This is a genomic window from Caulobacter sp. Root1455, from assembly GCF_001426905.1.
Lineage (GTDB): Bacteria > Pseudomonadota > Alphaproteobacteria > Caulobacterales > Caulobacteraceae > Caulobacter.
This window is the reverse complement of the sequence record NZ_LMFQ01000021.1, coordinates 406743-433330: the sequence shown is the minus strand read 5'-3', so window position 1 is coordinate 433330 and position 26588 is coordinate 406743. Positions and strand designations below refer to the sequence as shown.

The following is a 26588-nucleotide window of genomic DNA, read 5'->3' as shown; positions in this document are numbered from 1 at the left end:
TGTCGTCGGCCGTATGGTATGTTCACGACTTGTTCGGGAATGCTGATGACGAAATCCGCTCCTTTCCGCTTAGAACTCGACGGTGACTTAGATCGGCGATTGTCCGAGGTCGCCGAGGTCATGGACCAGCCAAAGGCGGTGCTGGTCGAGCGAGCCGTGCGCGAATTCCTCGAGCTACGCGACTGGCAGGACGCGGCGATCGACGAAGGTTTGCGTGCGGCCGAGGAGGGACGGGTCTTCGAGCACGACGAAATCGCGGAATGGGTCGCGTCCTGAGACACGCCGAACGAACGTCCCATGCCCACACGCGATTGATTGCATGCGCCTCGTTTGGACCGAGCCGGCCAAGCGCGATCTTGCCTTGGCTCGGGCGTGGATCGCTCAAGATCGCCCCTCAGCGGCGGCGAGCCAGGTTCAACGGATCGTCAGTACGGTTGCGGGGCTTCGCGACTTCCCCGGACGACCAGGGCGTCGTGCCGGCGCGCGCGAACTCGTGGTGCCCGGAAGTCCCTTTATCGTCGCGCTGGCCGGACAGCCTCTAACCCCCGCCCGCCAGGATCGCCGCCAGGCCTTCGCGATAGGTCGGGTATTTCGGCCGCCAGCCCAGTTCGGCCTTGGCCAGGGCGTTCGAGACGCGCTTGTTCTCGGCGTAGAAGCGGCGGGTGGCGGGCGACAGGCCCAGCGCATTGAACGGCAGATCGGGCGGCGCCGGAACGCCCAGCAGGCTGGCGGCATGCTCCATGACGTCCTGCGGCGGGGACGGCTCGTCGTCGCACAGATTGTAGACGCCGCCCGCCCGGGGGCGGTCCAGCGAAGCCAGCAGGCCCGAGACGATGTCGTCGCGGTGGATGCGGCTGAACACCTGGCCTTCCTTGACGATGCGGCGGCCCTCGCCGGCCCGCAGGCGGTCCAGGGCGCTGCGGCCGGGACCGTAGATGCCGGGCAGGCGGAAGGTCGTCACCGTCAGGCCCATGCCGCGCCCGACCTGGCGCCAGTCACGCTCGGCCCCGACGCGGCGCGCGCCCTCGACCGACTGGGCCTTCAGCGGCGAGCTCTCGAACACCCAACGGCCTTCGAAATCGCCATAGACGCCGGTGGTCGATAGATAGCCGATCCAGTCGGGGAAGGCCTGGGCGGCGGCCAGGGCGGGGATCACCGCCTCCAGGCCCGGACAGCCCTCGGCGGTCGGCGGGGCGGTGATCAGAACGGCGTTGACCCCGGTCAGGGCGGCGATCATCGCGGCGCGGTCTTCGGCGTCCACGGTCTGGATCCCCTGGGCGGCCAGCCTGGCGGCGCTGGCGGCGTCGCGCGCCGTGCCGGCCACCTCCCAGCCCCGCGCCATCAGGGCCCGCGAGAACGCCTGGCCGACATAACCCAATCCGAACACGAACAGACGCAAAAGGCTCAAGTCCCTGAAATGAAGGGCCGATTGAGCGGGCAAAACGTGCGTTCGCGCAAGTGGCGTTCCTCCCCCCGCGGGGGAGGGGCCGCGCGTTGTCCACAATGACGCGCCCGAACCCGCGTCAGACCGCTTGCCAACGGCAGGGCGCTCTGCCATAAGCCGCCTCCTCGTCGCGGGGCGCTGTTTCAGCCCTCGCCGATGCGGGCGTAGCTCAGTGGTAGAGCACAACCTTGCCAAGGTTGGGGTCGAGAGTTCGAATCTCTTCGCCCGCTCCATTCTCCGGTCCTCCGGCGATGGAACGAGACCCGAAATATCCCGGATGCGGGCGTAGCTCAGTGGTAGAGCACAACCTTGCCAAGGTTGGGGTCGAGAGTTCGAATCTCTTCGCCCGCTCCAATTTCCCTCCCAGAATTTGAAGCGTGACGCATCCGGTGGGCGCCTGATAGGCCTATGGAACCGGTTGCGCGGGCCGCCGTTGCTGATCGGTGATCACCCTGCTCGGGCGGGTGGGACTGGGGATGACGGACCATGACTGACTTCAAGCTTGGACAAACGCAGGCGACCCGCATGGCGGCGCTCGCGACGGTCTTGGTGCTGGCGGGGGCGGTTCAGGCCCAGGCGGGCCCCAAGCCTCAATACCCGATCCGGAAGCCCCCGGCCGAAAGCCAGGCCGCGAAGCCTGAAAAGCAGGTCACCCCTCCCGTCTCGTCCACGACGCCGGAAAACGCCGAGCCGAACGAAGGCGGCTGGACCGAGGTTCGCAAGAAGTCCGTGGACATCGGCACCCAGCCCGTGCGCGACGTCGGCATCATGAAGCGCCAGATCCCGCCGATCCTGGTCAAGGCGCAGAACGATCCCTACAGCCTCAAGGGCCTGAAGACCTGCAAGCAGTTGTCCAGCGAGCTGACCTCGCTGAACGAGGTGCTGGGCGCCGACTATGTCGTCGGCAACGAGGTCAAGGAGAACCGCGCCGGCAAGCTGGCCGAGGCCGGCGGCAAGACGGTGATCAACTCCATCATCCCGTTCCGGAGCCTGGTGCGCGAAGTCACCGGCGCGGCCCCGGCCGACCGCCGGCTGAACGCCGCCCTCGACGCCGGCTACGCCCGCCGAGGCTTCCTGCGCGGCGTGCACGCCAGGCAGGGCTGCAAGACGACGTTCTAGCGCCAGCCTTCTAGGACGAGGCGATTCCTGATCTAACCTTCGCGGTGAACCCCCGGGGGAGCTTTCGATGTCCAAACGCGTCCTTCTGGGCCTGGCCCTGGCCTTGATGCTGAACGGCGCCGCCGTCGCCGCGACGTCCGGCGCCGCCGCCCAAAACGCTTCGGAGCGCCTGGCCCAGGCGGTCAAGGCCTACGAGGCGGCGGGGGCCGGCGAGGACGACGGCGAGGGCGGGGCGGACGAGGCCTCGCGCTTCAAGTTCCCGCCGGTCGGACCCAAGGCCGACGCCGACCGCAAGGCCCTGCTGACCTCGGCGCGCCAGACGCTGGACGGCGTCGACCTGAAGGCGCTGAAGCCCGACCAGCGCCTGACCCACGCCATCCTGAAATGGAGCCTGGACGAGCGGCTGGAGGGCCTGTCGTTCGACGAGGCCCGCATGCCGTTCAGCACCGACGGCGGCTTCGACGTGATCCTGCTCTACCGCGCCAACGGCATGCACCTGAGGTCCGAGGCCGAGGCGAGGCTGTGGATCGCCCTTCTGGCCCAGGCGCCCGACTGGTACGCGGCCAATATCGCCAGCGCCCGGCGCGGGGTGGCGACCGGCTTCGTCCAGGCCGTCCCGACCGCCCAGGCCGTGCTGGACCGCGCTCGCCGCACCGCCGCCACGCCCCTGGCCGACGACCCGCTGCTGGCGCCGCTGCACAACCTGCCCGCCGCCATTCCCCCCGACCGCCGGGCCGCCCTGCTGGCCGAGGGAGCCAAGGTCGTGACCGACAAGGTCGCCCCGGCCCGGACCGACTTCGTGACTTTCATGGAACGGGAATACCTGCCGCACGCCGCCAGGAGCCTGGCGGTCTCGGACCTGCCCGACGGCCAGCGCTACTACGCCTTCCTGGTGCGCCGCCACACCACCACGACCATGACCGCCGACCAGGTCCACGCCCTGGGCCTGTCGGAGGTGGCGCGGATCCGCGCGCGGATGGAGGTCGTGATGAAGCAGGCCGGCTTCCAGGGCGACCTGCCGGCCTTCATCGCCTTCCTGCGCAAGGACCCGCGCTTCTACGCCACCAGCCGCCAGCAGCTGCTGGAGAAGTCCAGCGAGATCGCCAAGCGGGCCGACGACCAGCTGCCCGCCCACTTCGGGACCCTGCCGCGCCTGACCTACGGCGTGCGCCCGGTGCCGGCCAGCATCGAGCAGGGCTACACCACCGGCCGCTATTTCGGCGGCGATCCCAAGACCGGCCGGGCCGGCGGGCTGATGATCAACACCTCGGCCCTGGACCAGCGGCCGCTCTACGAACTGCCGGCCCTGGTGCTGCACGAGGGCGCGCCCGGCCACCACATCCAGACCGCCCTGGCCCAGGAGCAGACCGGCGTCCCGGAGTTCCGCAAGACCGTCTATTTCAACGCCTATGGCGAAGGCTGGGGCCTCTATTCCGAATGGCTGGGCGAGGAGATGGGGATCTATCGCGACCCCTACGAGCTGTTCGGCCGGCTGTCCTACGAGATGTGGCGGGCCTGCCGGCTGGTGGCCGACACCGGCATCCACGCCAAGCACTGGACGCTGGACCAGGCCAAGGCCTGCTTCCTCGAGAACACGGCCCTGTCGCCGACCAATATCGACGTCGAGGTGGCCCGCTACATCTCCTGGCCCGGCCAGGCCCTGGCCTACAAGGTGGGCGAGCTGAAGATCCTGGAACTACGCCATCGGGCCGAAGCCGCGCTGGGCGACAGGTTCGACGAGCGGGCCTTCCACGACGCGGTGCTGCTGAACGGCTCGCTGCCGCTGGCGGTGCTGGAGGCGAAGATCGACGCCTGGATCGCGGAGCGGAAAAAAGGGTAGCGTTTTCTCCCTTCCCCCTTGATGGGGGAAGGGTCGGGGATGGGGGGGACACGGCGGTTCAGCCGCTGAAGCCGTGACCACCCCCACCCAACCCTCCCCCATCAAGGGGGAGGGCTCAAGAAGAAGGTCATATGGCCAAGATCACCGTCCTGGGCGAATGCATGGTCGAGCTGTCGCCAGAGGGCGAGGGCCTGCACCGGATGGGGTTCGCCGGCGACACCTTCAACACCGCCGTCTACATGGCCCGGCTGGGCGACGCGGTCGCCTACTGCACCGCCCTGGGCAAGGGCGACCCGTTCAGCGACGGCGCCCTGGCCGCCATGCGCCGCGAGGGGCTGGACACCGCCCTGGTGCGCGAGGCCGAGAACCGCCTGCCGGGCCTCTACGCCATCGTGCTGGACGAGAACGGCGAGCGGAAGTTCCACTACTGGCGCGAGCGCGCCCCGATCCGCGACCTGTTCTCGCAGCACACCGCCGACCAGCTGATCGCCGCCGCCAAGGCCAGCGACCTGGTCTATCTGTCGGGCGTCACCCTGGCGGTGATCGGCGACATCGGGCGGGCGCGGCTGAAGGACATTCTCGCTTACGTCCACTCGCTGGGCGTGGCCGTGGCGCTGGACTTCAACTACCGCCCGGCCCTGTGGGCTTCGCCGGAAGCGGCGCGCGAGGCGCTGGACGGTGTCGTACCCTCGTGCCGCTACGTGTCGCTGAGCGGCGAGGATAGCCGCCCGCTCTACGGCCGCGAGGCCGAGGACCTGGCCGCCGAATGGGCCGCCCCAGGAACCGGGTTTGGGGCCGAGGTGGTGGCGCGCGACGAGAGCCACGCGGTCAATGTCCACACCCCTGACGGTCGCATCGCCACCCCGGCCCCGGCCCGGGTCAAGGCGCTGGACACCACCGGCGCGGGCGACAGTTTCAACGCCGCCTACCTGTCCTCGCGCCTGGCCGGCCTGCCGGTCGAAACCGCCGTGAGTCGCGGCCACGCGCTCGCCGCGGCGGTGGTGACGACCAAGGGCGCGATCATCCCGGAGGCCTCGATGCCCGTTTGGTCGCGGGGATAGAGCGGGGTCCGCCTCAGCACAATCAAAGGTTTATATTCCTACTAGACGCGCGTAATAGGAAAGTTATCCTCATCCCAGGAATCTCGGCCTAGGATTCTGGTCGAGGGCGTCACGGGGACGCCGTTCGCAGGGGGAAGCCGATGCTGGCTCAAGCTCTCGAGGATCTCTGGGCGATCTCGCCCGACCCGCGCCGCGACCGACTGACGGCCGCCTTCATCACCCACGCCGTGGCCCTGGCGACCGGGGTTGCGCCATCGGACATCGCCTCGACCGGGCGGACCAGCAAGGCGGCGGCGCGGGCCCGGCAGATCGCCATCTATCTGGCGCACGTCAATTTCAACTGGCCGCTGATCCGGGTGGCCTTCGCGTTCAACCGCGACCGCACCACCTGCGGCCATGCCTGCCACCGCATCGAGGACATGCGCGAGAACGCCGCCTTCGACGCGCGGATGTCCGTGCTGGAGGCCTGCGTGAAACAGGCGCCCGAGGCCATTCCGGAGCTGACGCAGCTGGGGGCGGACCGATGAGCGGCGCGTTCGAACGGGCGCTGGAGGCCGAACACCTGGCCGCCCGCGCCGAGCGGCTGCTGCGGCGGCCGGGCGCGCTGATCGAGGTCAAGGGCCTGGGCTATGTGGTCCGTTTCGCCCCGCGCCGGCGGGCCATGCTGACCGTGGACGAAGCCGCCTTCCGCACGCTGGCCCGCGACGGCGCCCTGGCCCCGCGCCGCGAGGGGGGCTGGCGGCTGGTCAAGCCGCTGGGCCCGCCGACTCCGCCGCCGGGACGTCCGGGCGTGATCGAGGGCGAGCGCGTGGTGATCGAGGGCAGCGACCAGCACGTGGTGCTGCGGGCCAATCTCGGGGAGTCACCACTGGCGTGGCTGGCGCGACGGGGTGGGCTGGAAACGGTCGAGATCGCCGCCGGCGAGCGGCTGCGCGAAGACTTCCAGAAGGCCGGCACGGTGGGCCGCCTGACCATGAACTGGGACGCCCAGCCGGGAGGGAGCGGCGGCCCGCTCCTGGAGCCGGCGCTGCGGGCGAGGGCGGCCAAGGACCGGATCGCCGCGGCCCTGGCGGCGGTGGGGCCGGGCCTGCGGGAGATGCTGGAGCGGGTGTGCCTGGCCGAGACGGCCCTGCAGGTCGCCGAGCGCGAACTGGGCCTGCCGAGACGGGCGGGCAAGACGGTGCTGAAGCTGGCGCTGCAGCGGCTGGCGATGCACTACCGGATGGTGTGATGCCGTCCAGAGCGGCCGCCCAGCTCTCGAATTCTTCCCTCCCCCCTGTGGGGAGGGTGGCCTCCGAAGGAGGTCGGGTGGGGGATCGGTGCAGTGTGTTTGGCGCCGTGGGCCCCACCCACCAGCTTCGCTGGTCCCCCCTCCCCATAAAGGGGAGGGAAGGGCCTTTGTTCTAGTGCTTCAGCATGTGCTTGATGTCGCGCATCTGGTCGTGGCCGGACTTGACCGAGGTCCAGGCTTTTTCGATCGCGGCGCGGGTCTGGGCGTCGACGTCGGTGTCCTTCAGGGCCTTTTCGAACTTGGCCTTGATGTAGTCCTCGCCGGCCTCGACCTCGCTGACGACGGCTTCGTCGCCCTTGGTCAGGCTGTCCTTCAGATTGACGAAGGCGCGGTGGGCGGCGGCCAGGATGGTGCCGTCGTCCTTGGCTTCGCCGCCCAGGCGGCGGACCTCGTCCTGCAGTTCCGACGCGACCGAGCGGCGCTCCTGGGCGCGCTGGGTGAACAGGGTCTTGAAGCGGGCGCCCTCGGCGTCCTTGGCGGCTTCCTCATAGCCGTCGGCGCTGTCGATGGTGGTCTCGACCAAGCCGTTGACGAGCTTGATGTGGTCTTCGTTGGTGTGGGGCATGGAAGCTTTCCTTCGAATGGGGGTCAAAAAAGGGGAACGGCCTAACGCGAGGCGTGCGCGACAGGTTCGAAGCGGGGCCTCACCTCGCCAGCTTGGCCCCGAAGAAGCTCCAGGCCGTGGTGGCCGCGGCGATGGCCGGGGCGCGGGTGCGGCGGTTGATCAGCAGGGCGGCGACGAGGCCGGCGCCGATCACGGCGATGGCGACCGGCACCTTGTAACCGGCCAGGGTGATCTTGCCCTCGGCGTCGGGCGTCAGGGCGTAGTCGGCCGGCGGGACGGGCGCATAGGGATCGGCGCCATGGTTGCTTGAGGGCGATTTGTGGAACAGGCCCGAGATCTTGTCGGACAGGCTGGACAGCAGGCCCTGGCGAGCGGCGGCGGGCGTGCCGTAGGAGGCGTCATAGGCGGCCATGGGGAGGCTCCGTCAGAGAAGGGAGCCTCGATAACGCGGGGGCGACGGGGATGATCCCGTCTTCCAGGTCCTATCGATGTTCAGGTCCGGTGCGTGGTCCTCGTCCTTCGACAAGCTCAGGATGAGGACCATTGTGCGGGCCGTGCAGTAGAAAACCTCATCCTGAGCTTGTCGAAGGACGAGGTTTTCGCCGCCGAAGCCAAGTATCCTAGGGCTCGACGTCCCGCTCGCCCATCACCGCCCCCACATGGGCGATCCCCAGCTCCTTCGCTCGCGTCGCCTGCCGGTGGCGCTCGGCGTAGCGGGCCTTGGCCTCGTCGTCGCGGGCGTCGTGGCAGGCCGGGCAGGAGACGCCCTCGACATAGTGCTCCGAGGCGCGGTCGTCGGGGCTGACCGGCATGCGGCAGCCCCGGCACAGCGCGTGGCTGCCCGGCGCTAGGCCATGGCCGACCGCCACCCGCTCGTCGAACACGAAGCACTCGCCACGCCACAGGCTGGCGTCGGCGGGGATGGTCTCCAGATAGTTCAGGACGCCGCCCTTCAGGTGGAAGACCTCGTCCACGCCCTCGCTCTTGAGGAAGGCCGTGGACTTCTCGCAGCGGATGCCGCCGGTGCAGAACATCGCCACCTTGGGCGGCGGGGCGGCCGGGTCCCAGGTCTCGCGGAAGGCGCGGAACCAGGCGGGGAAGTCGCTGAAGGCGGCGGTCTTGGGATCGATCGCCCCCTCGAACGTGCCGATGGCGGCCTCGTAGGCGTTGCGGGTGTCGATCACCACCACGTCTTCGCGGGCGATCAGGGTGTTCCAGTCGGCCGGCTCGACATAGGTCCCGGCGTTGTTGGCCGGATCCAGGTCGCCGGCCCCCAGGGTGACGATCTCGCGCTTGATCCGCACCTTCATGCGGTGGAACGGCATGGCCTCGGCCTCGGCGAACTTCAGCTCCAGCGTGTCGCAACCGGGCAGGGCGCGGATGTGGTCCAGCACCTGGTCGATCGCCTCGGGCGGGCCGGCGATGGTGCCGTTGATCCCCTCGCGGGCCAGCAGCAGCGTGCCCCTGACGCCCAGGCCGCAGCACAGCTTCGACAACGGCCGCATGATCGTCAGCGGGTCGGCGAAGGTCGTGAAGCGATAGAGGGCGGCGACGCGGAAGCTCATGGAGCGGCTGATAGGCGCTGGCCGGCGGCTTCTCAAGCGGTGCTGGAACTTTCAACCAAGAGACGCGCTTAGACCGGCATGAGCATTCTGATCGTCATCGTCGTCGCCCTCGTGCTGCTTGGCCTGGCTCTTTACGCGGTCCAGCGCAGCCCCATTCCGTCGCCGGTCAACTGGCTGTTGCAGCTGGTGCTGATCGTGATCGCGATCTGGTTCATCGGCACGCGCGCCGGGTTCTTCTGAAATTAGGCCGCCGTCGCCGTGCGTCCTTCGAGGCCCGCTGCGCGGGCGCCTCAGGATGAGGACGTCGGTGCCGGTCTTGCTGAATTCCTCATCCTGAGGTGCGCGCTGCAAGCGCGCCTCGAAGGACGCAAGGCGCGTCAGCTCGCCAGCGCGCCGGCGTCCCGCTGGATGCGCGCGACCATCGCCTTCAGCCCGTTCGAGCGCTGCGACGACAGGGCCTCCGACAAGCCAAGCCGCGCCATGGCGGCGGCGGCGTCGAAATCGACGATGTCCTTGGCCGGCCGTCCCGAATAGAGCCGCATCAGGATGGCGATCAGGCCGCTGACGATGTGGGCGTCGCTGTCGCCCCGGAACCTGATCGTGCCGTCCGCCTGGGGTTCGGTCACCAGCCATACCTGGCTGGCGCAGCCGCGCACCTTGTTGGCCTCGGAATGCTCGGCCTCGCTGAGCGGGGCCAGGTCCTTGCCCAGCTCGATCACGTAGCGATAGCGCTCTTCCCAGTCGCCGAGCAGTTCGAACTCGTCAGCCAGTTCGTCGAGGGCGGCGTCGATGGGGCGTTGCATGGCGCGGACTTAAGACGCGACAGCCGAAAGGGGAAGACCTTTAAGGCCGCGCCCGCGCCATCGACGTCCGCGCCTGGGCTTCGGGCAGGGTGACGACGGCGGTGAATCCTTGCCCAGGCGCGGATTTCAGCCGCAGGTTTCCGTCCATGGCCCGGGTCAGCAGGTCCACGATCGGCAGGCCCAGGCCCGCGCCCCCGGACGCGCGGGTCAGGGTGGCCCCGCCCTGTTCGAACGGGCGGATCAGCCGGGCCAGGTCGGTCGGGTCGGCGCCCTCGCCATGGTCGCGGATCTCGATCTCGACCAGGCCGCCGCCGATCTGTTTCGCCTCGATCACCACCAATCCGCCCTGGGGCGAGTGGGTGAGGGCGTTCTGCAGCAGGTTGGTCAGTATGGTGCGCAGGCCCCGGCCGTCGGCTTGCAGGCAGGGCAGGGTTCCGACCTCGGGCGTGACGATGCTGACGCCGCGGGCCAGGGCTTCGCCGCGCAACTGCAGGACCACGTCCTCGACGGCGTCGTCCAGGCTCTCCTCGCCCAGGTCCAGGTCGGTCACGTGGCCTTCCAGGCGGGCGATCTCGACGATCTGGTTGACCAGCCGCAGCAGCTTCAGGCCGCTTTCGTGCACCAGGGTGGCGTATTCCTTGTACTGCGGCGCGCCCAGGGGGCCGTACAGCTCGCAGGACAGGATTTCTGAGAAGCCGATCACCGCGTTCAGCGGCGTGCGCAGTTCATGGCTGACCATCCGCAGGAACGAACGCTTCTGATCGTCCAGCGCCTGCTGCCGCCGCGCGCGCGCCGCCGCCCGCCGGAAGGCGGTGGTTTGCGACATCAGGCCCGTATCGGCGCCGGCGCTTTCGCGCGGCGTCTCGGCGGGGCTCGAGGCGTCGGTGATCGCCGGTGGCGGCATGGGGACTCCCGGACCTTCTGTCCGTTACTTCGATGGGCCAGAATGAACCAAGGCGCTTACGAATCCGTTTCCATCCACAAGAAGCTCTGGCGTTAACGATCCCGCGCCGATTGTACGGCCTTGGGGGAGGGGGCTCCCGGCGTTACCCTTTGACGACGAAGACTCACCGGAAGGGATTCTCGCGGCCTTGCCCATCGACGGCGCCCCGCTCCAGACCGGCCCCAGGCCGGGTCAGGCCCAACTGTCGAGGGAAACCTCGCCGGGGGGCTTTGGCGCGGCGCATCTTTGGCGGCTGGGCTGGCTGGCGACCGTGATCTTCGCGACCGGCGCGGCGGCCTTCACGCCTGGCGTCGTCGGCCTTCCGATCTGGCTGGCCCTGGCGGCCGGCGCGCTTCCAGCCCTGGCCGCCTTGGCCGTGGGCGACCGGCGCGACGAGCGCCTGCAATCCCTGATCCTGGTGCTTTGGGCCACCTGCGGCGCCGGCGCGGCGGTGGTGACCGGCGGCGTGTCCGGCGCGATGAGCGCCTGGATCCTGGCCCCCGTGGCGGCCGCCTCGACCCTGTCCTCGCCGCGACGCTTGGCCGAGGGCGCCAGCCTGGCCCTGATCGGCGGCGCCGTGGCGGCCCTGACCCAGCTGTCGGGCCTGGCCCCGCCCGCGCCCACCGGTCCGCTGGCCTTCATCCTGGGCTTCCTGTCGGTGGCCACCGTCGGGGTGGGCCTGGCCTCGGGCCTGATCCTCACCCACCGCCGCGCGGGTGAGCGCGACAATCGCCAGATCGGCGAACTCAACACCCTCCAGACCCTGGTCGACGGCGCGCCGCAGCTCTTGCTGGTGATCGCCAGCAACGGTCGGGTCAAGAGCGTGCGCGGGGCCGCGCCGCGCGGCGTCGCGACCCTCAACCTGGTCAACGAGGGCCTGGCCTCGGCCGCCCTGGCCAGCGACCGCCAGAAGGTCAGCGCCGCCCTGGCCGCCGCCCTCGACGGCGGCGAGGCCAGCGTCGCCTTCGCGCCGCTGCTGGATCCGACCCGCACCCTGTGCCTGGACCTGCGCCAGGTCTCGCCCGACCTGCTGGTGGGCGTCATGCGCGACGCCACGATCGAACGAGCCCGCGAGACCGCCCTGCAGCAGGCCCGCGCCGAGGCCGAAGGCCTGGCCGCCGGCCGCGCCCGCTTCCTGGCCAATATGAGCCACGAGCTGCGCACGCCGTTGAACGCCATCATGGGCTTTTCCGACATCATGCGCGCCCGGATGTTCGGTCCGCTGACCGATCGCTACGGCGAATACGCCGAGCTGATCCATGAGAGCGGCCGCCACCTGCTGGACCTGATCAACGACGTGCTGGACATGTCCAAGATCGAGGCCGAGCGCTTCGAGCTGCAGCGCGGCGAGTTCGACGCCCGCGAGGCGGTGACCGCCGCCATGCGGCTGCTGCGTGTCCAGGCCGACGCGGCCGGGGTGCAGCTGCGCGGCGTCCTGCCGCCGGGCGAGCTGGAGGTCGACGCCGACCGCCGGGCGCTCAAGCAGATCGTGCTGAACCTGGTGTCCAACGCCCTGAAGTTCACCCCGCGCGGCGGCCAGGTCACGGTCACGGCCGACGGCCACGACGGCGAGTTCGAACTGGTGGTCGCCGACACCGGCGTCGGCATCAGCCCCGAGGACCTGGAACGCCTGGGCCGCCCCTACGAGCAGGCCGGCGGCGTCGACCAGCGCGCCAAGGGCACCGGCCTGGGCCTGTCGCTGGTGCGAGCCTTCGCCAAGCTGCACGGCGGCGAGATGCATATCGAAAGCCGCCTGGGCGCCGGCACCAGCGTCTCGGTGCGCATGCCGGTGCTGCTGAAAGCCTCGCGCCCGATGATGGAGGCGCCGTTGCTGGAGCCGCTGTCCCTGCCGGAGGTCGAGTCGGAAGAGGCGGAACTGGGGCCCAACGTCGTGAAGTTCGCCCCGCCTAGGTAGGGGCCTCACCCACTTGCCCCCACCTGGCGGCTGCGCCGCCTGTCCGCCCCCATAGGGGGCGGAGGACCGTTCGCGCGAACCTCCTCCCCCTTTGGGGGAAGACGGCCGAAGGCCCGTAGGGGGCAAGCGTTAGCCGCCCAAGCGCCTACCGAAGAAAAGCCCGTCCCGCCGCGAAATCCCCCACCTCCACATAGGCCCGCCGCACCACGTCCACGCCCGTCCGGCTGGTGAACACGAACTCCACCGTCGCCGCTTCGCGCGGGTCCAGGCGGCTCATGGCGTCGGCGGCTTCGCGGGGGAAGCGGAACGACAGGCCGGTCTTGGCCCCGGTCGGCAGCAGGGTGGGGGGCGCGGCGTCGCGGGTCTCGGCCCCGAACACCCGGCTGGCGTTGCGCGGCGCGGCGTTGGCGGCCAGGCCCTTGGCGTTGCGGGCGTTCAGATAAGGCCCCTGGGTGCGTAGGGTGTCGCGCACGACCAGGCGCGCGGTGTAGGGCTGGGCGTTGTCGGCGAAGACGGCCACGGCCAGCATGTCGTTGGCCCGGCCGGAAAGGCCGAACACCAGCCGGTCGCCGCCGAACCCGGCCGGCTGCGACAGCCGCCAGATCGGAATGGTCGCCGAGACCGAGCGGTCGGCCTGCCAGGTGGCGCGGTCGCCCGGATAGGTCATCCGCAGCATGGTCGAATAGCCGTCGAACGCCTGGCGCACGCGGCCGGCCGCTGTCTGCAGGTCCGGAGAGTTGCACGCCGCCACGCCGGCCTTGGCGCGGGCCCGCTGCTCCACGGCCTGGACCTGAACCTCGCTGACGCCCGAACGCAGGGTCGCGCCGCGCGCCTGGGCGCGGGCGGCGTCCAGGGCCGAGCCCACCGCGGGCTTGAACAGCCGGCAGCGCGCGTCGGCCGAGGTCATCAGCGTGCGTTCGTAGAGCTGGTCGGCGGCGGTGGCGGCATGGGCCTGACTCGACGCGCCGATCCCGGCGGTCGTGACGAAAATCCCTAGCCACCGCGCCATCCGACCCCCAAGGGTCTTTCTTGACGTCATAATCTCGTATTCTGCGAGAGCGGTTTCAGCAGGCAGCCTTAGGGCGCCGAGGTTGCGGTTCGGTTAGCGATGCTACTTTCGACGGACATCTGGGTCGGCGCGCTGATCCGGCGCGCGGAACTAGGCGGGGCCTTCGCCACGGTGGCCCGCAAGGGCGACCCGCGGGCCGGTGCGGTGCTGGTCAAGGCCGTCGACCGCCGCGCCAACACCGCCAAGCTCTATAGCGAAGCCACGCGTGGCGACGGCGAGCGGTTCTGGATGCAGCCCGTCCGCTCGGACTTCGAGCCGGATCTCGACGCCTACGCCGAACGCGCCGCGCGGATCGATCCGGATATCTGGGTGATCGAGATCGAGGACCGCGACGGGCGGCATTTCCTGACCGAGCCGGTGGAAGCGGAACCCAAGGGCTGAGGCGCGGTGCGTCCTTCGAGGTCCGCCGCGCGGACGCCTCAGGATGAGGATCTTTGTTGCTCTGAATCCCTCATCCCGAGGTGCGAGGCGTAGCCGAGCCTCGAAGGACGCACCGCGCCTACTCCCGCCGAAACGTCGCGACCAGCACGTCCCGCCGCGCCGGCACGCCCGGTTCCAGCGGGTGGATCGCCGTTACCCCATGCAGCACGCGGTGGTCGTCCAGGAACACGCTGTCGCGCGGCCGCTCCAGGGTGAAGGCGCCTAGCCGCGCGCCGTTCGGCGCGAAGATGTCCGTGACCCCGCTGGCGACGTTGTGCCGTTCGACCAGCATGACGATCACCCAGTCGACGCCGTCGCGGTGCGCGCCTTCGGGGGTGGGCAGGCCCGTCTCGCCGTCGCCGGCCTCGATGCGGAACTGGTGCAGCTCCACGTGCCAGGCCTTGGGCGGATCGACGGTCAGCGGATGGAACAGCGCCAGGCCTTCGCGAAGGATCCCCTGGGTCACCGGATGCTCGGCCACGGTGTCGAGGATCGGTTCGAACCAGCGCTGCACCCCGCCGTTCAGGCCGTTGTAGTCGCGGCTTTGATAGTGCGGCTGATGCGGCTTGCGGACCAGGCCTCCAGGCGAGGCCGAGAACGCCGCGAAGCGCCGCCGCCGATAGCGGCCGCCGTCGGCCATGAAGCGGTCCAGGCCCAGATCGTTCCAACTGTCGGCGAAGGCGTCCCACCCGGCCAGGGCCTCGGGACCCAGCAAGGCGTCGGCCTCGGCCGGCGGGACGCGACAGAAGCCGGTGTCACGCAGGGCGGCGGTGATGTCGCCCTTTAAAGTGTCTGGCGGGATCAAGCGCTGCCTCCGGCGGAACGAGGTCTCCACATGGGGCGCCGGAGCGATCGCGCCAAGTCCTGTTCCGTGTCCCGACGTTTATCCAGGAATCTCATTTCCCACGCCGTTAACCCTGCTCCTAAACCGGAACGAAAGCTCGATGCGGCAGGGTGTCCGGCGTCTCCCCGACCGCCCCGTCCGCCGCCGCCAGGCCTCAGCAAGGTTCCGATGCTTTTCCTGCTTAACGACGTCATTCTCAGCTTCGACGCGGCCGAACTGGCCCCGCCGCTCACCAGCGAGCGTTTCGCCAAGGTGTCGCTGAACTATGTCGGAAAGCTGGGTCAGGAGCTGTACGCCGCCGAGCCGCTGCTGCATCACAAGGATCCGGAGAAGGCCCGGCGCCTGGCCGCCTTGATCATCAGCAAGGCTCCGGACATCAACGCGGCGCTGTTCATCGCGCCGTCGCGGGGCTGCCTGGTCGATCAGGTGCAGGTGCGCTACGCGCAGCTGAGTCTGGAGATCATGGGATCGTTGTTCGAGCGTCAGAAAGCCGGCGCGCTGAGCAACGTGGAAGCCGACCGTCAGGTCTGGCGGCGTCTGGCGGCCTGACCGCGGGCCTGGACCATGGTCCAGGCCTGAAGACCCTGGTCGCCTAAAGGAACAGGCCGACCAGGCTGAACAGCCAACTCAAGATCATCGCCACCAGGACCAGACCGCCAAGCGCCACGCCCAGGCAGAGGGCGTTGCCTTGGGGGGTGCAGACGCCGCGTTGGTGGCGCGGCTCGTGAACCATAGCCATTGTCGTTTCCTCGCTCGCGGCCGCCCCTCTGCGTGGGCAGGTCCGCAGTAACGTCAGCATGACTCTAAAACCCCGCGAAGACTAGGGTCGTTCCGGGATTTTCGTAGGCTGGGTACGGGGCGGAAGGTCGCACCACGCGCGGCGTCGGCGCGGGGTGGCGACCGTCACGTTTCGAGCGCATTTAGCGTGCGCCCTGGGGTTGTTCGCCGCCCCCGAGTCGCCAAACACTCCAAGGCCGCCTGGAGAATCCGCATGTCGTCACGCCCGATGTCCCGACGAGCCTTCGCCCTGTCCGCCGCCGTCGCGCCGCTGGTCGGAAGCGGAGTCGCCAGGGCCCGCGACGGCGGCGACTGGGCGCGCACCGAGACGCCGGGCTTTGTTCTGTACGGCAAGGTCGGGGAGAACACGCTGCGCGACTTCGCGCGCGATCTGGAGGATTTCGACGGCCTGCTGCGAACCTTGCACGGCGCGATGGAGCGTTCCGACGGGCGGCCGCTGCCGATCTATCTCGTGCCGCGCCGGTTCGACGAACTGCGGGTGAAGCCGGACCTGGACGAGAAGGTGAACGGCTTCTACTCGGCCTCGATCGGCGACGTCTTCGCGCTCATGAGCCTGGAGGGCGGCGAAGATCGCGGGCGCGCCACCCTGTTCCACGAATACACCCACCATTTCATGGCCCAGCACGCGCCGGCCGCCTATCCGTCCTGGCTGGTCGAGGGCTATGCGGAATATTTCAAGACCACGCGGTTCAAACTCGATGTCGTCGAGCTGGGCGTGACCAACGAGCGGATCGCCTGGCTGCGCGGCCGCGTCTGGGAGCCCTACGACCAGATCCTGGGCCGCCGGGCCCTCGAGGGCGGCCGTCGAGACGTCGGCGCCTTCTACGCCCAGTCCTGGATCCTGACCCATTACATGATGTCGGATCCCGACCGCCTGAAGCGCCTGACGGCCTATGCCGGGGCGGTGGCGGCCGGCGGCGACCCGGTCGGCGAGATGGTCACGGCGGCGGGCATGCCGCTGAGCGATCTCGAACGCACGCTCAAGCGCTACATGGCCAAGCTGCCGGGACTGCGCATGCCCCGGCCCGCGCCCAGCGCGACCGCGGCCCCCGTCACGCGGCTGCCGCCCTCGGCCGACGACCTGTTGCTGGAGAACCAGCGCCTGAAGCTGGGCGTGCCGCCCGCCGAACGGCCGGCCGTGCTGGCGATGATCCGCGAACGCGCCGCCCGCTATCCCGACGATCGCCTGGCCGACCTGGTCCTGGCCCGCGCCGAGAACGACTTCGGCGACCGCGCCAAGGCCCAGGCCATCCTCAAGCACCGGATCGAGGCGGATCCGCGCGACGTCGAGGCGATCCAGATGATGGGCTGGTCCTGCATGTTGCAGGCCCGCGGCGACCGGCCGCGCGCCGCCGAACTGCTGAACGAGGCGCGCAACTGGTTCGGCAAGGGCTTCAAGGTCGATCCGAACAGTCCCTTGCTGCTCTACGACTATGGGATCAGCCGACGCGGCGAGGCCGGCTATCCCAGCGACAACGTCGTCAATGTGCTGCTGCGGGCCGAGCAGCTGGCGCCGCAAGTGGCGGCCTTCCGGCTGGCGGCCGCCGACGCCCTGATGCGCCGCGATCGCTTCGAGGAGGCCGCCGCGATCCTGGAGCCGGTGTTCAACAATCCGCACGCCGGCCCCGAACGTCTCCAGGCCCGCGCCCGCTTCGAACAGGCCATGGCCCGGCGCCGTCCGGTCGGGGCCGGCGCTGAGGACGACAAGGCCGCGCCGGCGAACTGATCGTCGACCTTGCTCCCGATGACGGTCCCCGCTTAGGTTCAACGCAACGTTGAGGGGGTGACGCGCGTGAAGGGCTTTCCGAAGAGTCGCGGGTTTTTGCCGGGGCTGCTGGCGACCGCGTTTCTGGCGGTCGGATCGCCGGCCAAGGCCGAATGGCTGCGGGCCGAGAGCGATCACTTCGTGGTCTACGGCCGCAGCGAGAACGCGGTTCGCGAGTACGCGACCCAGCTCGAGGACTTCGATTCGCTGCTGCGCCGGCTACACGGCCGCCCCAAGGACGAGGTCACGCCGCGCAAGCTGCCCGTGTACCTGGTCTCGGGCCTGGGACAGCTGAAGCGCGTGCTGCCCAGCGCCAAGGAGGGCATGGCGGGGGTCTATCTCTCCTCGGTGCCGGAGGTCTTCGTCGTGGCGATCCGCGACGGCGCCGGCGAGGGGGACCGGAACAAGGGCGACGACACGGTGCTGCACGAATACGTGCACCACTTCATGCTGCAGTACTATCCCAGCGCCTATCCGGCCTGGCTGGTCGAGGGCTACGCCGAATATTACATGACCGCCGACCTGGCTAGGTCGCGCATGGTGGTGGGCGGGGTGAACCGGGGACGGGCCTACAGCCTGACCCAGCCGGGCGGCTGGATCTCGATGGAGGACGTGCTGAGCAAGCGTCCCGGGGCGCTCAAGGAGCGGGACGTCTACGCCTATTACGCCCAGGCCTGGCTGCTGACCCACTACATCCTGTCCGACCCGGCGCGACACAAGCTGCTGGGCCCCTATCTGGACGCGGTGCGTTCCGGCGAGGATCCGGTCGAGGCCTGGCGGAAGGTCTATGGCGATGACCCGCAAGGTCTGCGCCGCAAGCTGCAGGCCTATATGAACCGGCCCATTCCGGCGGGCGCTCTGCCGCGGACCGGCGCGCTGGAGCCCGCCATCACCGTGACCCACCTGTCGCCCGGCGCCGACGACCTGCTTCTGGAAGGCCAGCGGCTGAAGCTGGGCGTGTCCAAGGACGAGGCCGCCGAAACCCTGGCCGACATCCGCGCCGCCGCCGCCAAGCGGCCGAAGGATCGGTTCAGCCAGCTGATCCTGGCCAGGGCCGAGACGACGTTCGGCGACCGCAAGGCCGGCGAGGCGATCCTCAATGGTCTGCTGACCGCCGATCCCAAGGACGAGGCGGCGCTGGTGGCGCTGGGGGAAAGCCGCCTGACCGCGGGAACGGACGATCCGGCCCAGCGCGTCGCCGACTTCGCCCAGGCCGGCAAGCTGTTCGCCCGCGCCTTCAAGGTCAATCCGGACAATCCCGAGACCCTGCACGGCTATGCGGAAGCCCACAGCCTGGAGCCGCTGACCGACGCCATGGCCGACATTCGCGTGCGGGCGGTGGTCCTGGCGCCGCAGGTCGGCCACCTGCGCCTCGACGCGGCCAAGGCCCTGATCCAGGTGAAGGACGTGGAGACGGCCCGCACCGTGCTCACCCCGCTGGCCAGCAATCCGCACGGCGGCGGCGAGGTCGAGGCGGCCCAGGCCCTGCTCAAGACCATCGACCCCAAGGCCGCCGACAGCGACAAGGCCGCGACGCCGGAGACGCCGAAGTCGGCCGCCAAGGCGTCGGCAGAGGGTGACAAGGCGGCCTCGGGGAGCTAACCCCCGGGGATGAGCACCTCCCTCGCCCTCGAGGCCGCGCGTCGGCGCACCTTCGCGATCATCAGCCACCCCGACGCCGGCAAGACCACCCTGACCGAGAACCTGCTGCTGGCCGGCGGGGCGATCCGCGCGGCCGGCGCCGTGCGGGCCCGCGGCCAGGCCCGGCGCACTCAGTCCGACTGGATGAAGATCGAACGCGAGCGCGGGATCTCGGTCTCGGCTTCGGTCATGACGTTCGACCACGACGGCCTGATGTTCAACCTGCTGGACACCCCGGGCCACGAGGACTTCTCGGAAGACACCTACCGCACCCTGACGGCCGCCGACGCGGCGATCATGGTGCTGGACGCCGCCAAGGGCATCGAGCCCCAGACCCTGAAGCTGTTCGAGGTGTGCCGCCTGCGCGACATCCCGATCATCACCTTCATCAACAAGATGGACCGCGAGGCCCAGGACCCGTTCGAGCTGCTGGACGAGGTCTCCTCGAAGCTGGCCCTGGACCCCGCGCCGCTGTTCTGGCCCGCCGGCTCGGGCGGGCGGTTCAAGGGCATGCTGGACCTGCGGGCCCAGACCTTCATCCCCTACGCCAAGAAGAGCTCGACCGACGAGGAGGGCCATCCGCCCGCCGTGTCGCTGAAGTCGAACGCCATCGTCCAGTACCTCGACCCCGAGGAGCTGTCGGAGGTGGAGGAGGGGGCCATGCTGGTCTCCGAGGCCGCCAAGCCGTTCGACGTGCAGAGCTTCCTGGAAGGCCACATGACGCCGGTGTTCTTCGGCTCGGCCCTGCGCCATTTCGGCGTCAACGAGCTGCTGGCCGGCATCGGCGCCTACGCCCCGCCGCCGCATCCGGCCAAGGTCAGCAAGGCGGGCGTGGACACCCACATCGCCCCCGGCGACAGCGAGGTCTCGGGCTTCGTGTTCAAGGTCCAGGCCAACATGGACCCCAATCACCGCGACCGGATCGCCTTCCTGCGCCTGACCAGCGGCCGCTTCACGCGCGGCATGAAGCTGAAGGCCCAGAACACCGGCAAGGCCATGAGCGTCAACGCGCCGATCATGTTCTTCGCCAGCGACCGCGAACTGGCCGAGGACGCCTTCGCCGGCGACGTGATCGGCATTCCCAACCACGGCGTGCTGCGGGTGGGCGACAGCCTGTCCGAGAGCGGGACCCTGCGCTTCGCCGGCCTGCCCAACTTCGCCCCGGAAATCCTGCGCCGCGTGCGGGTCAAGGATCCGCTGAAGGCCAAGCACCTGAAGAAGGCGCTGGAAGGCCTGGCCGAGGAGGGTGTGACCCAGCTGTTCCGCCCGATGATCGGCAGCTCGGACTTCATCGTCGGCGCCGTGGGCCAGCTGCAGTTCGAGGTCATGGCCGACCGCCTGGCCAACGAATACGCCCTGGACTGCATCTTCGAGGCCGCGCCCTACGCCGAGGCCCGCTGGATCAGCGGCGAGCGCGCCGACGTCGAGGACTTCACCAACAAGCACCGCACGGCCATGGCCCACGACATCGACGAACAGCCGGTGTTCCTGGGCAAGTCGTCCTGGGAGATCGGTTATGTCGCCGAACGTTACCCCAAGGTGCGGTTCGAGCGGACCAAGGAACGCGGCTAGGCCTCGCCGCCGCGCTGAACGGCCAAGCTTGTCCGTTCAGGTTGCCGGATTGATTTAATTCTACTTGACCGCGCATTGTCGCGGGCGGACCGTGCTGGCCCTCTTCCTCGCGATTGAAAGGTCGTCTGGAGTGACACGGGATCTGGGCAGGGTTGGGGGCGACCAAGCCGGACGTTCCGCGGGACGCCGGGCCGGCGGCGTCGTCGCGGTGCTGCTGCTGGCGATCGCGACGCCCGCCGCCGCGTTCCAGCAGTCCGTTCGCCCGGTGACGACGGCCGTTCCGACCGTCGCGGCGCCGACCGCCGCCCCCGCCGTCGCCGCGCCCAAGACCTACGCCGAATGCCTGCGGTCGTATGTCGGCCGGACGAACGCGACGGCCTATTGCCAGCGGTTGTTCCCCGACGCCGCGCCCGCCGCCGCGACGCCGTCCACGACCGTTCCTCCCGCCACGGCGCCCGCGCCTGAACCCGTCGACATCACGCCGCAGCTGAACAAGCTGATCGACTCTTGGCAAAATCGCCCGAAGACCCCGAAGCCGCCGGCCGATCCGCTGGCCGTCATCCCCGAGATCCAGGCCGCCTGCGCCCCCTATGCCGGCGTCCCCGAACGCTGGCGGCGCTGCACGGCCGACGCCTGGCGCACGGCCGGGATGCGCGGCCAGCCGCCGCTGGTCCTGCAGACCCCGCCCGTCGTCGCGCCGCCGCCCGTCGTCCAACCCCCGCCCGTTCAGCCGCCCGTCGTGTCGAAGCCGCCGGTCCAGACGCCGCCGACGCTGACGCCAAAGCCCGTCAAGCCCGAGCCGGTGCGGCCAAAGCCCGTGCCCGTAGTCGAGCCCGAGTCTCCGCCCGTGGCGGTGGTCGAACCGCCCCCGTCGCCGAGGCCGCCGCCGGTGGCGGGCGCGCCGGCGACGCCGGTGGAAGCGCCGCCTCCCGCCGAGCGGCCCGCGATACCGATCTGGCTGTGGCTGGTCGCCCTGGCCGCGGCCGCCGCCGGCGGCTTCGGTCTGGCCAAGCTGCTGAGCCGTGCGCGGGCGCCGTCGTCGCGGCCGTCCAGGGTCCAGGCCGCGCCGTGCACGCCCGATATCGCCCTGGTCGCCGATCCCGGCGTCGTCGTCCTGACCCCCGACGGTCCGCCGCGCGCCGGCATGGCGGTGTCGCTGCGGATCGAGCGCGCCGCCGACGACGGGGAGGTGAGGCTGGTGGACTATCCCACGCTGGAGACCGCGCCATGACCGATGCGGCCATGGTCGCGCCCGCCGCCGGCGCCACGACCTGGCGCGCCCTGTTCGCCGAGGACGGCGGCGATCCGCTGGAGGCCTGCAAGGGCGCCCCGCCTCTGACCGAGGCGATCTCCCAGGCCGCCCAGAAGTTCCCCAGCGCCTGCTGGGAGGACATCGAGGGCGGCTGCCGCCGCGAGGTCGACAAGCTGATGGACCTGTCGGTCGAGAGGGTGCTGTTCGACGGCTGGATGAAGCTGGAGCGTTTCAAGAAGTGCGTCGAGGAATCCAAGGCCCATCCCGACGACGTCTTCTTCCAGGACCTCGACGACCACAAGATCGCCTCCACCCACAAGCCGCGCATCGAGCTGCGCTACGGCGCGGTCAAGATCGCCGACCTCGACTTCGAGATGGAGCTCGCCCTGAAGGTGAAGGGCGTGCGGCTGGAGGTGCGCGGCGGCAAGGTCGTCTGCGCCACGGCCGGAATCTTCGCCGCCAGCGCCAAGCTGTCGCTGCACGACCAGGTGCTGATCGAGAAGGGCACGCCGGAGTTCTCGGCCCCGACCAAGATCCGGTTTTCCTGACGGGCGCGGCTCTTCCCTTTCCGCCCGAAGCGGCTAGGGAGGAAGCTCCAGGGTTCAGGAGATCCGCCGCATGTCCGTCGACGCCCCGCTCGCCATCGGCCTGGTCGCCCACGACGACAAGAAGGCGGCCCTGGTCGACTGGGCCGTGACGCACAAGGCGTTCCTGTCCCGGCACAAGCTCTACGCCACCGGCACCACGGGCGGGCGGATCCTCCAGGCCCTGCCGGACCTGACCCTGACCCGCCTGAAGAGCGGCCCGCTGGGCGGCGACCAGCAACTGGGCGCCCTGCTGGCCGAGGGGCTGCTGGACATGCTGGTGTTCTTCGTCGACCCGCTGTCGCCCCAGCCGCACGACGTCGACGTCAAGGCGCTGATCCGCATGGCGACCCTGGCCGACGTCCCCTTCGCCTGCAACCCGGCCACGGCCGACTTGATCGTGGCGGGGCGGTAGGCGGCTAGCCCGGGAACTTCAGCAAGTTCGGCCTCGGGATCGCGGCCTTGAACAAGCCCCGGGTCTTGGCGGTGTCGAGGCCGAAGTCGGCCCAGGCGCGCAGGAAGCCGGCGGCGGGCGTGGCGTCGGGCAAGGGCGACAGGACCAGTACGGGGCGGGCGGCCAGCAGCTTGCGGGCCGCGGCCCAGGCCTCGGGCTCGGCCGTGGCGTAGGCGCCGTCGCTGGCGACCAGCTCGGCGGCCAGGTCCGGATCGGCGAAGTGCAGGGTCACCGCCGTGTCGGCCGGCAGGTCGGCCAGGGCGCTCAGCGCCTCGATCACGCCGGTCAGCACCATCCTGGCGCCGCCGACCCGCCGCTCGCCGCCGGCCGCGCCGGCCAGGGTCCCGTCGGCGTTGCGGCGGACATGGGCCCAGCCGCCATAGCCGGGATCGGGTTTGCAGAGCGAGGCGGTCCAGAGATCGACGGAGGCGTTCATGCCTTTCTGTTTAGAGGCGGGTTCGGAAGCTGGCCAGGGGGGGCGGGGAGGGGGGCGTCGTGACGAACGTCGTTCTCCGAGGCATGCTCGATCGACATCCACCGAGTCGGAGCCTGGCATGTCGGATCTCGTTCTCGCCATCCTGCACCACCTGCTGATCCTGTCGCTGGCGGGCCTTCTCGCCGTGGAGAGGGTCCTGGCGAGGCCTGGCTTGAGCGGAGCGTCCCTTGGGACGTTGGCGAGGATCGACGCCGCCTACGGGGCGACGGCGGGGCTGATCCTGGTGGTGGGGTTCTGCCGCGTCTATTGGGGCGCCAAGGTGCCGGCCTTCTATCTGGAGAATCCGGTGTTCTGGGCCAAGATCGCCGCCTTCGCGGTGGTCGGCCTGCTGTCGATCCTGCCGACCATCGCCATCCTGAAGTGGCGCAAACAGGCCAAGGCCGATCCGGCCTTCACGCCCGCCGCCGACGACCTGGCCAAGGTGCGACGGGTGCTTGGCCTGGAGCTCGTGGTGTTCGCCCTGATCCCGATCTTCGCCGCCGCCATGGCGCGCGGCTACGGCCTCTAGCGGCCCGCGAACCCCCGCCCGGGCGGGAAGCGGAGAGCTGGGCCGGAACAGAGGGTAAACAGGATCTTAAAATCCATGGTTAACGTCATTTTCACTTGAGTGAACAATGTTCTAACAAGTGCGGCCGCGCGCGTTTTCCCACAAGGACCCGCCAAGCAAGAAGTGTGCCAATTCGGTGCAAAAACAGGGGTTTGGCGGGTGTTTTGGAACGAAGTGTAAACACGCTCCAAATATTTATGGTTAACGCCATCTTAAGGTCCGTTAACCGCTTGTTAAACGCGTTGGCTCCGGCTTTGCTACTCGTGCGTTGAACCCTTGCCGGACGTCCCGGCGTGGGACGGTCCGTGTGCGGAGTGCGCAGCGATGTTTGATTTCGGTCGTGATCTGAAGAGGCTCTTTGGAGTCGACGCCGGGGCGCCCGCCAGGGCCGCGGCGCATCGCGACGGACTGACCGGCGGCGACACCTCGCTGCTGGAGCTGCTGGACCTGCGCCTGCTGGTCAACGAGGCCCGCTCGGCCGACGTCGCCGCCGGCCGGATCGGCGCCAAGGACCGCGGCCACCGCCTGCTGGAGGCCGCCGTGGTCTGGCGCGAACTGGCCCGCCGCTCGGGCGACGCCACGGCTTTGCGCAAGGGCGCGGCCCAGGCCGAGGCCGCCGCCAGGATCTTCGAAGCCGAACACAAGCAGGACAGCCTGGCCGCCGCCCGCTGCGAACAGGCGACCCTGGCCGTGCTGGGCGCCGACCTGTTCGGCGACGAGGGCCTGCACGCCGCCGCCGGCGCCACCCTGACCCTGGCCAAGACCGCGCCCGGTCACCGCTGCGCCATGGCCGAGGCCCTGCTGGCCGGGCTGGAAGGCCGCGTGGCCCTGGGCGAGAACGACCTGGATCGCGCCCTGGCCGCCGCCGAGGCCTTCGAGGCGCCGCTGCGGGGCCTGTCGGCCGCGCGCCGCGTCAAGGGCGGGGCCTCGCGCCTGCTGCTGGCCGACCAGCGCGCCGCCCGCGTCGAGCTGCTGCTGGCCTGCGCCGCCCGCTTGAAGGACCGCGCCCTGACCGAGGTGGCGCTGGAGGAGGCCAAGACCGCCGAGGCGGGCCTGGATCCCGATTTCGAACCCCTGGCCTGGTCGCGGCTTGAATCCCTGCGCGGCGCGGCCCTGGTGCAGCTGGGCGAGCTGGACGGCGAGATCAACCACATCGCCGACGGCGTCGAGGCCCTGGCCGCGGCGCTCGAGCCGGTCACCGCCGATCACAGCCCGATGGACTGGGCGCGAGGCCAGGCGGCCCTGGGCGCCGGCCTGCAGGCGATGGGCGAGGCCACCACCTCCGAGCGCTGCTTCGAGCGGGCGGTCACCTGCTACGACCGCGCCTCGCACATCCTCAAGACCCAGCCGGCCCTGGCCCTGCGCGCCATCGTGGCCAACAACCGCGCCCTCAGCCTGGCCCGCTGCGCCGAGCTGACCGCCGACCTGGCCGTGCTCGACGCCGCCGAAATGGCCTTCAAGGCCGAACTGGCCTCGATCCCCGGCGCTCGCGACCCGGCCGCCTGGGCCGTGACCCAGATGAACCTGGCCCGGCTCTACGAGGCCCGGGTCGAGATCACCGGCCGCGACGACGGCCGCCTCGATCGCGCCGCGATGGCCCTGGCCAGCGCCTTCGACATCTTCGCCGAACTGGGCCTGCGGTCGCTGACCGACCTGGCGGCTCAGGGGTTGCAACGGGTCAAGCAGGCGCACGCCGCCTGACCCAAAATGAAACCGGACGGCCTCGAACGGGCCGAACCCAAGAACCAGTAGGGAAGACCCAGTGATCGCTTCGTTGCTCGCCGCCGCCGCTGTCTCGATCGTTCCGACCCCGGTCGCCGATCAGCCCGTCGTCACCCAGGTGAAGGACGTCCAGCCTCAGATCGCCGAAGCGATGCTCAGCTGCATGGTCAAGCGCGACGGCGGCCTGACCGCCTGCTCGGTGCAAAGCGAATTCCCCGCCGACATGGGCGTCGGCAAGGCCGCCGTGTCGATGGCCTCGCAGTTCCAGGTCGACCTGATGGGCCCCGACGGCAAGAGCCGCGCCGGCTCGTTCATCGACGTCCCGGTCCGCATCCGCATCCGCTAGGACGCGCGCCAGCAGCTCTCCCCCAAGGCTCGACCTGAGACGCGACACGCCCTAGCCTTTGGCGAGGTGGCGTTTCGGGGGCGATATGGGCGGGAGTTTCAGGGACTTGGACGTCTCACAGGCGATCTTTCTCGTCCTCTATCTGTTCATCGTCATCATGGGGCTGCGCGGCATGCCCTCGACGGTCCGTCGCCGCGCCGAGCCTCCGCGCTGCAAGGCCTGCGGGGCGCCGGTCGACACGAGCGCCGCGCCTCTGGGCCCGTGGGGCGGCTGGACCTGCGGCGCCTGCGGCGGTCCCGTCGAGCCCGCCGGCGAACCGGAACTCCGGACCGGCCCGCGCGGCTGGATGGACCAGCATCCGTGGGCGATGCACGGCGCGATCTGGGGCCTGGTGGTCTGGGGCCTGCTGGCGGGCCGCGACCTTTGGCTGCGCGAACCCACGCCCGATCTCCTGACCTTGCCCCTGACCGTCGTGGGCGGCCTGGGCGTCGGCTGGCTGCTGACCCTGATGCACCGGCGCCGAGGCTAGGCG

30 protein-coding genes, 2 tRNA genes and 1 pseudogene are annotated in these 26588 nt (G+C 70.0%); 23 read left to right on the top strand and 10 right to left on the bottom strand.

Going from position 1 to position 26588, the window contains the following annotated elements; translation table 11 throughout:
- The first annotated feature begins 45 nt into the window (after positions 1 to 45).
- Both ASD21_RS14160 and ASD21_RS25135 read left to right on the top strand, forming a co-directional pair.
- Positions 46 to 276, top strand: a complete 231-nt coding sequence (locus tag ASD21_RS14160; RefSeq protein WP_156398378.1) for a CopG family ribbon-helix-helix protein — start codon at positions 46 to 48, stop codon at positions 274 to 276.
- A 43-nt stretch (positions 277 to 319) separates the two neighbouring features.
- Positions 320 to 505: pseudogene (locus ASD21_RS25135) on the top strand (type II toxin-antitoxin system RelE/ParE family toxin); the annotation flags it as partial.
- 33 nt (positions 506 to 538) lie between these two features.
- On the opposite strand, the gene ASD21_RS14155 reads toward ASD21_RS25135, so the two are convergent.
- On the bottom strand, positions 539 to 1399 hold the full coding sequence (locus ASD21_RS14155; protein WP_056442207.1) for an SDR family oxidoreductase: 861 nt from the start codon (positions 1397 to 1399) through the stop codon (positions 539 to 541).
- 203 nt (positions 1400 to 1602) lie between these two features.
- Between ASD21_RS14155 and ASD21_RS14150 the strand changes: the two genes are divergently transcribed.
- From ASD21_RS14150 to ASD21_RS14120, 7 genes are all read left to right on the top strand, one after another.
- Positions 1603 to 1677: transfer RNA gene (locus ASD21_RS14150), tRNA-Gly, on the top strand.
- Positions 1678 to 1723: 46 nt separating this feature from the next.
- Positions 1724 to 1798: transfer RNA gene (locus ASD21_RS14145), tRNA-Gly, on the top strand.
- A 132-nt stretch (positions 1799 to 1930) separates the two neighbouring features.
- Complete coding sequence (locus tag ASD21_RS14140; RefSeq protein ID WP_082554767.1) at positions 1931 to 2563, top strand: hypothetical protein; 633 nt, start codon at positions 1931 to 1933, stop codon at positions 2561 to 2563.
- Positions 2564 to 2630: 67 nt separating this feature from the next.
- Entirely contained in the window at positions 2631 to 4403 is a 1773-nt protein-coding gene (locus tag ASD21_RS14135) for a DUF885 domain-containing protein (RefSeq protein ID WP_056442204.1), read from the top strand.
- A gap of 131 nt (positions 4404 to 4534) precedes the next feature.
- Positions 4535 to 5464, top strand: a complete 930-nt coding sequence (locus ASD21_RS14130) for a sugar kinase (RefSeq protein WP_056442200.1) — start codon at positions 4535 to 4537, stop codon at positions 5462 to 5464.
- A gap of 140 nt (positions 5465 to 5604) precedes the next feature.
- Complete coding sequence (locus tag ASD21_RS14125; protein WP_056442198.1) at positions 5605 to 5991, top strand: helix-turn-helix domain-containing protein; 387 nt, start codon at positions 5605 to 5607, stop codon at positions 5989 to 5991.
- Positions 5988 to 6695, top strand: a complete 708-nt coding sequence (locus tag ASD21_RS14120) for a DUF6456 domain-containing protein (protein ID WP_056442195.1) — start codon at positions 5988 to 5990, stop codon at positions 6693 to 6695. Before ASD21_RS14125 ends, ASD21_RS14120 begins: the two co-directional genes overlap by 4 nt.
- Positions 6696 to 6867: 172 nt before the next feature.
- Here ASD21_RS14120 and ASD21_RS14115 read toward each other — a convergent pair whose 3' ends face one another.
- From ASD21_RS14115 to trhO, 3 genes are all read right to left on the bottom strand, one after another.
- Positions 6868 to 7320, bottom strand: coding sequence for a PA2169 family four-helix-bundle protein (locus tag ASD21_RS14115; protein ID WP_056442192.1), 453 nt, complete (start codon positions 7318 to 7320; stop codon positions 6868 to 6870).
- A 79-nt stretch (positions 7321 to 7399) separates the two neighbouring features.
- The gene (locus ASD21_RS14110) at positions 7400 to 7732 is read right to left on the bottom strand and encodes a hypothetical protein (RefSeq protein WP_056442190.1); all 333 of its coding nucleotides are present in this window, start codon (positions 7730 to 7732) and stop codon (positions 7400 to 7402) included.
- A gap of 208 nt (positions 7733 to 7940) precedes the next feature.
- Positions 7941 to 8885 (bottom strand): oxygen-dependent tRNA uridine(34) hydroxylase TrhO, encoded by a 945-nt coding sequence (gene trhO, locus ASD21_RS14105; protein ID WP_056442186.1) that lies wholly within the window; start codon positions 8883 to 8885, stop codon positions 7941 to 7943.
- Positions 8886 to 8963: 78 nt separating this feature from the next.
- Here trhO and ASD21_RS24475 point away from each other — a divergent pair, with 78 nt between their 5' ends.
- Positions 8964 to 9125: a hypothetical protein gene (locus ASD21_RS24475; protein ID WP_018061533.1), complete on the top strand. Its 162-nt coding sequence runs from the start codon at positions 8964 to 8966 to the stop codon at positions 9123 to 9125.
- 137 nt (positions 9126 to 9262) lie between these two features.
- On the opposite strand, the gene ASD21_RS14100 is transcribed toward ASD21_RS24475, so the two are convergent.
- Positions 9263 to 9688 (bottom strand): SufE family protein, encoded by a 426-nt coding sequence (locus tag ASD21_RS14100; RefSeq protein ID WP_056442183.1) that lies wholly within the window; start codon positions 9686 to 9688, stop codon positions 9263 to 9265.
- A 40-nt stretch (positions 9689 to 9728) separates the two neighbouring features.
- Positions 9729 to 10592: a sensor histidine kinase gene (locus ASD21_RS14095; RefSeq protein WP_056442181.1), complete on the bottom strand. Its 864-nt coding sequence runs from the start codon at positions 10590 to 10592 to the stop codon at positions 9729 to 9731.
- Between the two features lie 187 nt (positions 10593 to 10779).
- On the opposite strand from ASD21_RS14095, the gene divJ reads away from it, so the two are divergent.
- Positions 10780 to 12546, top strand: a complete 1767-nt coding sequence (gene divJ, locus ASD21_RS14090; RefSeq protein ID WP_056442178.1) for a cell cycle sensor histidine kinase DivJ — start codon at positions 10780 to 10782, stop codon at positions 12544 to 12546.
- A gap of 145 nt (positions 12547 to 12691) precedes the next feature.
- Here divJ and ASD21_RS14085 read toward each other — a convergent pair whose 3' ends face one another.
- Entirely contained in the window at positions 12692 to 13555 is an 864-nt protein-coding gene (locus tag ASD21_RS14085) for a hypothetical protein (RefSeq protein ID WP_082554766.1), read from the bottom strand.
- Between the two features lie 99 nt (positions 13556 to 13654).
- Between ASD21_RS14085 and ASD21_RS14080 the strand changes: the two genes are divergently transcribed.
- Positions 13655 to 13996, top strand: coding sequence for a DUF1491 family protein (locus tag ASD21_RS14080; RefSeq protein ID WP_056442174.1), 342 nt, complete (start codon positions 13655 to 13657; stop codon positions 13994 to 13996).
- 118 nt (positions 13997 to 14114) lie between these two features.
- Here ASD21_RS14080 and ASD21_RS14075 read toward each other — a convergent pair whose 3' ends face one another.
- On the bottom strand, positions 14115 to 14840 hold the full coding sequence (locus tag ASD21_RS14075) for a 2OG-Fe dioxygenase family protein (protein ID WP_442856976.1): 726 nt from the start codon (positions 14838 to 14840) through the stop codon (positions 14115 to 14117).
- Positions 14841 to 15047: 207 nt separating this feature from the next.
- Here ASD21_RS14075 and ASD21_RS14070 point away from each other — a divergent pair, with 207 nt between their 5' ends.
- On the top strand, positions 15048 to 15428 hold the full coding sequence (locus tag ASD21_RS14070) for a hypothetical protein (protein WP_056442171.1): 381 nt from the start codon (positions 15048 to 15050) through the stop codon (positions 15426 to 15428).
- Positions 15429 to 15471: 43 nt separating this feature from the next.
- Here ASD21_RS14070 and ASD21_RS24470 read toward each other — a convergent pair whose 3' ends face one another.
- A complete protein-coding gene (locus ASD21_RS24470) occupies positions 15472 to 15618 on the bottom strand; it encodes a hypothetical protein (protein WP_200941435.1) in 147 nt (48 codons plus the stop codon).
- A gap of 252 nt (positions 15619 to 15870) precedes the next feature.
- Here ASD21_RS24470 and ASD21_RS14065 point away from each other — a divergent pair, with 252 nt between their 5' ends.
- The 6 genes from ASD21_RS14065 (at position 15871) to ASD21_RS14040 (ending at position 22906) form a co-directional block, all read left to right on the top strand.
- Entirely contained in the window at positions 15871 to 17403 is a 1533-nt protein-coding gene (locus ASD21_RS14065) for a hypothetical protein (RefSeq protein WP_156398377.1), read from the top strand.
- A 96-nt stretch (positions 17404 to 17499) separates the two neighbouring features.
- A complete protein-coding gene (locus ASD21_RS14060; RefSeq protein ID WP_056442166.1) occupies positions 17500 to 19044 on the top strand; it encodes a hypothetical protein in 1545 nt (514 codons plus the stop codon).
- Positions 19045 to 19053: 9 nt separating this feature from the next.
- The gene (locus tag ASD21_RS14055; protein WP_056442159.1) at positions 19054 to 20655 is read left to right on the top strand and encodes a peptide chain release factor 3; all 1602 of its coding nucleotides are present in this window, start codon (positions 19054 to 19056) and stop codon (positions 20653 to 20655) included.
- Between the two features lie 130 nt (positions 20656 to 20785).
- Positions 20786 to 21886: a hypothetical protein gene (locus tag ASD21_RS14050; protein ID WP_156390631.1), complete on the top strand. Its 1101-nt coding sequence runs from the start codon at positions 20786 to 20788 to the stop codon at positions 21884 to 21886.
- Positions 21883 to 22455 (top strand): hypothetical protein, encoded by a 573-nt coding sequence (locus ASD21_RS14045; protein WP_056442154.1) that lies wholly within the window; start codon positions 21883 to 21885, stop codon positions 22453 to 22455. Before ASD21_RS14050 ends, ASD21_RS14045 begins: the two co-directional genes overlap by 4 nt.
- Positions 22456 to 22525: 70 nt before the next feature.
- A complete protein-coding gene (locus tag ASD21_RS14040; RefSeq protein WP_056442146.1) occupies positions 22526 to 22906 on the top strand; it encodes a methylglyoxal synthase in 381 nt (126 codons plus the stop codon).
- A 4-nt stretch (positions 22907 to 22910) separates the two neighbouring features.
- Here ASD21_RS14040 and ASD21_RS14035 read toward each other — a convergent pair whose 3' ends face one another.
- Positions 22911 to 23381, bottom strand: coding sequence for a hypothetical protein (locus tag ASD21_RS14035; RefSeq protein WP_056442144.1), 471 nt, complete (start codon positions 23379 to 23381; stop codon positions 22911 to 22913).
- Between the two features lie 118 nt (positions 23382 to 23499).
- Between ASD21_RS14035 and ASD21_RS14030 the strand changes: the two genes are divergently transcribed.
- The 4 genes from ASD21_RS14030 (at position 23500) to ASD21_RS14015 (ending at position 26585) form a co-directional block, all read left to right on the top strand.
- Positions 23500 to 23949: a DUF2214 family protein gene (locus ASD21_RS14030; protein WP_056442143.1), complete on the top strand. Its 450-nt coding sequence runs from the start codon at positions 23500 to 23502 to the stop codon at positions 23947 to 23949.
- 363 nt (positions 23950 to 24312) lie between these two features.
- Entirely contained in the window at positions 24313 to 25689 is a 1377-nt protein-coding gene (locus tag ASD21_RS23965; protein ID WP_056442142.1) for a hypothetical protein, read from the top strand.
- Between the two features lie 61 nt (positions 25690 to 25750).
- On the top strand, positions 25751 to 26056 hold the full coding sequence (locus tag ASD21_RS14020; protein ID WP_056442138.1) for a hypothetical protein: 306 nt from the start codon (positions 25751 to 25753) through the stop codon (positions 26054 to 26056).
- Positions 26057 to 26162: 106 nt separating this feature from the next.
- Entirely contained in the window at positions 26163 to 26585 is a 423-nt protein-coding gene (locus tag ASD21_RS14015; protein WP_056442135.1) for a hypothetical protein, read from the top strand.
- Positions 26586 to 26588 lie beyond the last annotated feature (3 nt).

Coding starts and splice junctions, on each gene's coding strand:
- ASD21_RS14160 (WP_156398378.1), top strand. CDS start 46: ATGACGAAATCCGCTCCTTTCCGCTTAGAACTCGACGGTGACTTAGAT.
- ASD21_RS14140 (WP_082554767.1), top strand. CDS start 1,931: ATGACTGACTTCAAGCTTGGACAAACGCAGGCGACCCGCATGGCGGCG.
- ASD21_RS14135 (WP_056442204.1), top strand. CDS start 2,631: ATGTCCAAACGCGTCCTTCTGGGCCTGGCCCTGGCCTTGATGCTGAAC.
- ASD21_RS14130 (WP_056442200.1), top strand. CDS start 4,535: ATGGCCAAGATCACCGTCCTGGGCGAATGCATGGTCGAGCTGTCGCCA.
- ASD21_RS14125 (WP_056442198.1), top strand. CDS start 5,605: ATGCTGGCTCAAGCTCTCGAGGATCTCTGGGCGATCTCGCCCGACCCG.
- ASD21_RS14120 (WP_056442195.1), top strand. CDS start 5,988: ATGAGCGGCGCGTTCGAACGGGCGCTGGAGGCCGAACACCTGGCCGCC.
- ASD21_RS14115 (WP_056442192.1), bottom strand. CDS start 7,320: ATGCCCCACACCAACGAAGACCACATCAAGCTCGTCAACGGCTTGGTC.
- ASD21_RS14110 (WP_056442190.1), bottom strand. CDS start 7,732: ATGGCCGCCTATGACGCCTCCTACGGCACGCCCGCCGCCGCTCGCCAG.
- trhO (WP_056442186.1), bottom strand. CDS start 8,885: ATGAGCTTCCGCGTCGCCGCCCTCTATCGCTTCACGACCTTCGCCGAC.
- ASD21_RS24475 (WP_018061533.1), top strand. CDS start 8,964: ATGAGCATTCTGATCGTCATCGTCGTCGCCCTCGTGCTGCTTGGCCTG.
- ASD21_RS14100 (WP_056442183.1), bottom strand. CDS start 9,688: ATGCAACGCCCCATCGACGCCGCCCTCGACGAACTGGCTGACGAGTTC.
- ASD21_RS14095 (WP_056442181.1), bottom strand. CDS start 10,592: ATGCCGCCACCGGCGATCACCGACGCCTCGAGCCCCGCCGAGACGCCG.
- ASD21_RS14085 (WP_082554766.1), bottom strand. CDS start 13,555: ATGGCGCGGTGGCTAGGGATTTTCGTCACGACCGCCGGGATCGGCGCG.
- ASD21_RS14080 (WP_056442174.1), top strand. CDS start 13,655: ATGCTACTTTCGACGGACATCTGGGTCGGCGCGCTGATCCGGCGCGCG.
- ASD21_RS14070 (WP_056442171.1), top strand. CDS start 15,048: ATGCTTTTCCTGCTTAACGACGTCATTCTCAGCTTCGACGCGGCCGAA.
- ASD21_RS24470 (WP_200941435.1), bottom strand. CDS start 15,618: ATGGCTATGGTTCACGAGCCGCGCCACCAACGCGGCGTCTGCACCCCC.
- ASD21_RS14065 (WP_156398377.1), top strand. CDS start 15,871: ATGTCGTCACGCCCGATGTCCCGACGAGCCTTCGCCCTGTCCGCCGCC.
- ASD21_RS14055 (WP_056442159.1), top strand. CDS start 19,054: ATGAGCACCTCCCTCGCCCTCGAGGCCGCGCGTCGGCGCACCTTCGCG.
- ASD21_RS14045 (WP_056442154.1), top strand. CDS start 21,883: ATGACCGATGCGGCCATGGTCGCGCCCGCCGCCGGCGCCACGACCTGG.
- ASD21_RS14040 (WP_056442146.1), top strand. CDS start 22,526: ATGTCCGTCGACGCCCCGCTCGCCATCGGCCTGGTCGCCCACGACGAC.
- ASD21_RS14035 (WP_056442144.1), bottom strand. CDS start 23,381: ATGAACGCCTCCGTCGATCTCTGGACCGCCTCGCTCTGCAAACCCGAT.
- ASD21_RS14030 (WP_056442143.1), top strand. CDS start 23,500: ATGTCGGATCTCGTTCTCGCCATCCTGCACCACCTGCTGATCCTGTCG.
- ASD21_RS23965 (WP_056442142.1), top strand. CDS start 24,313: ATGTTTGATTTCGGTCGTGATCTGAAGAGGCTCTTTGGAGTCGACGCC.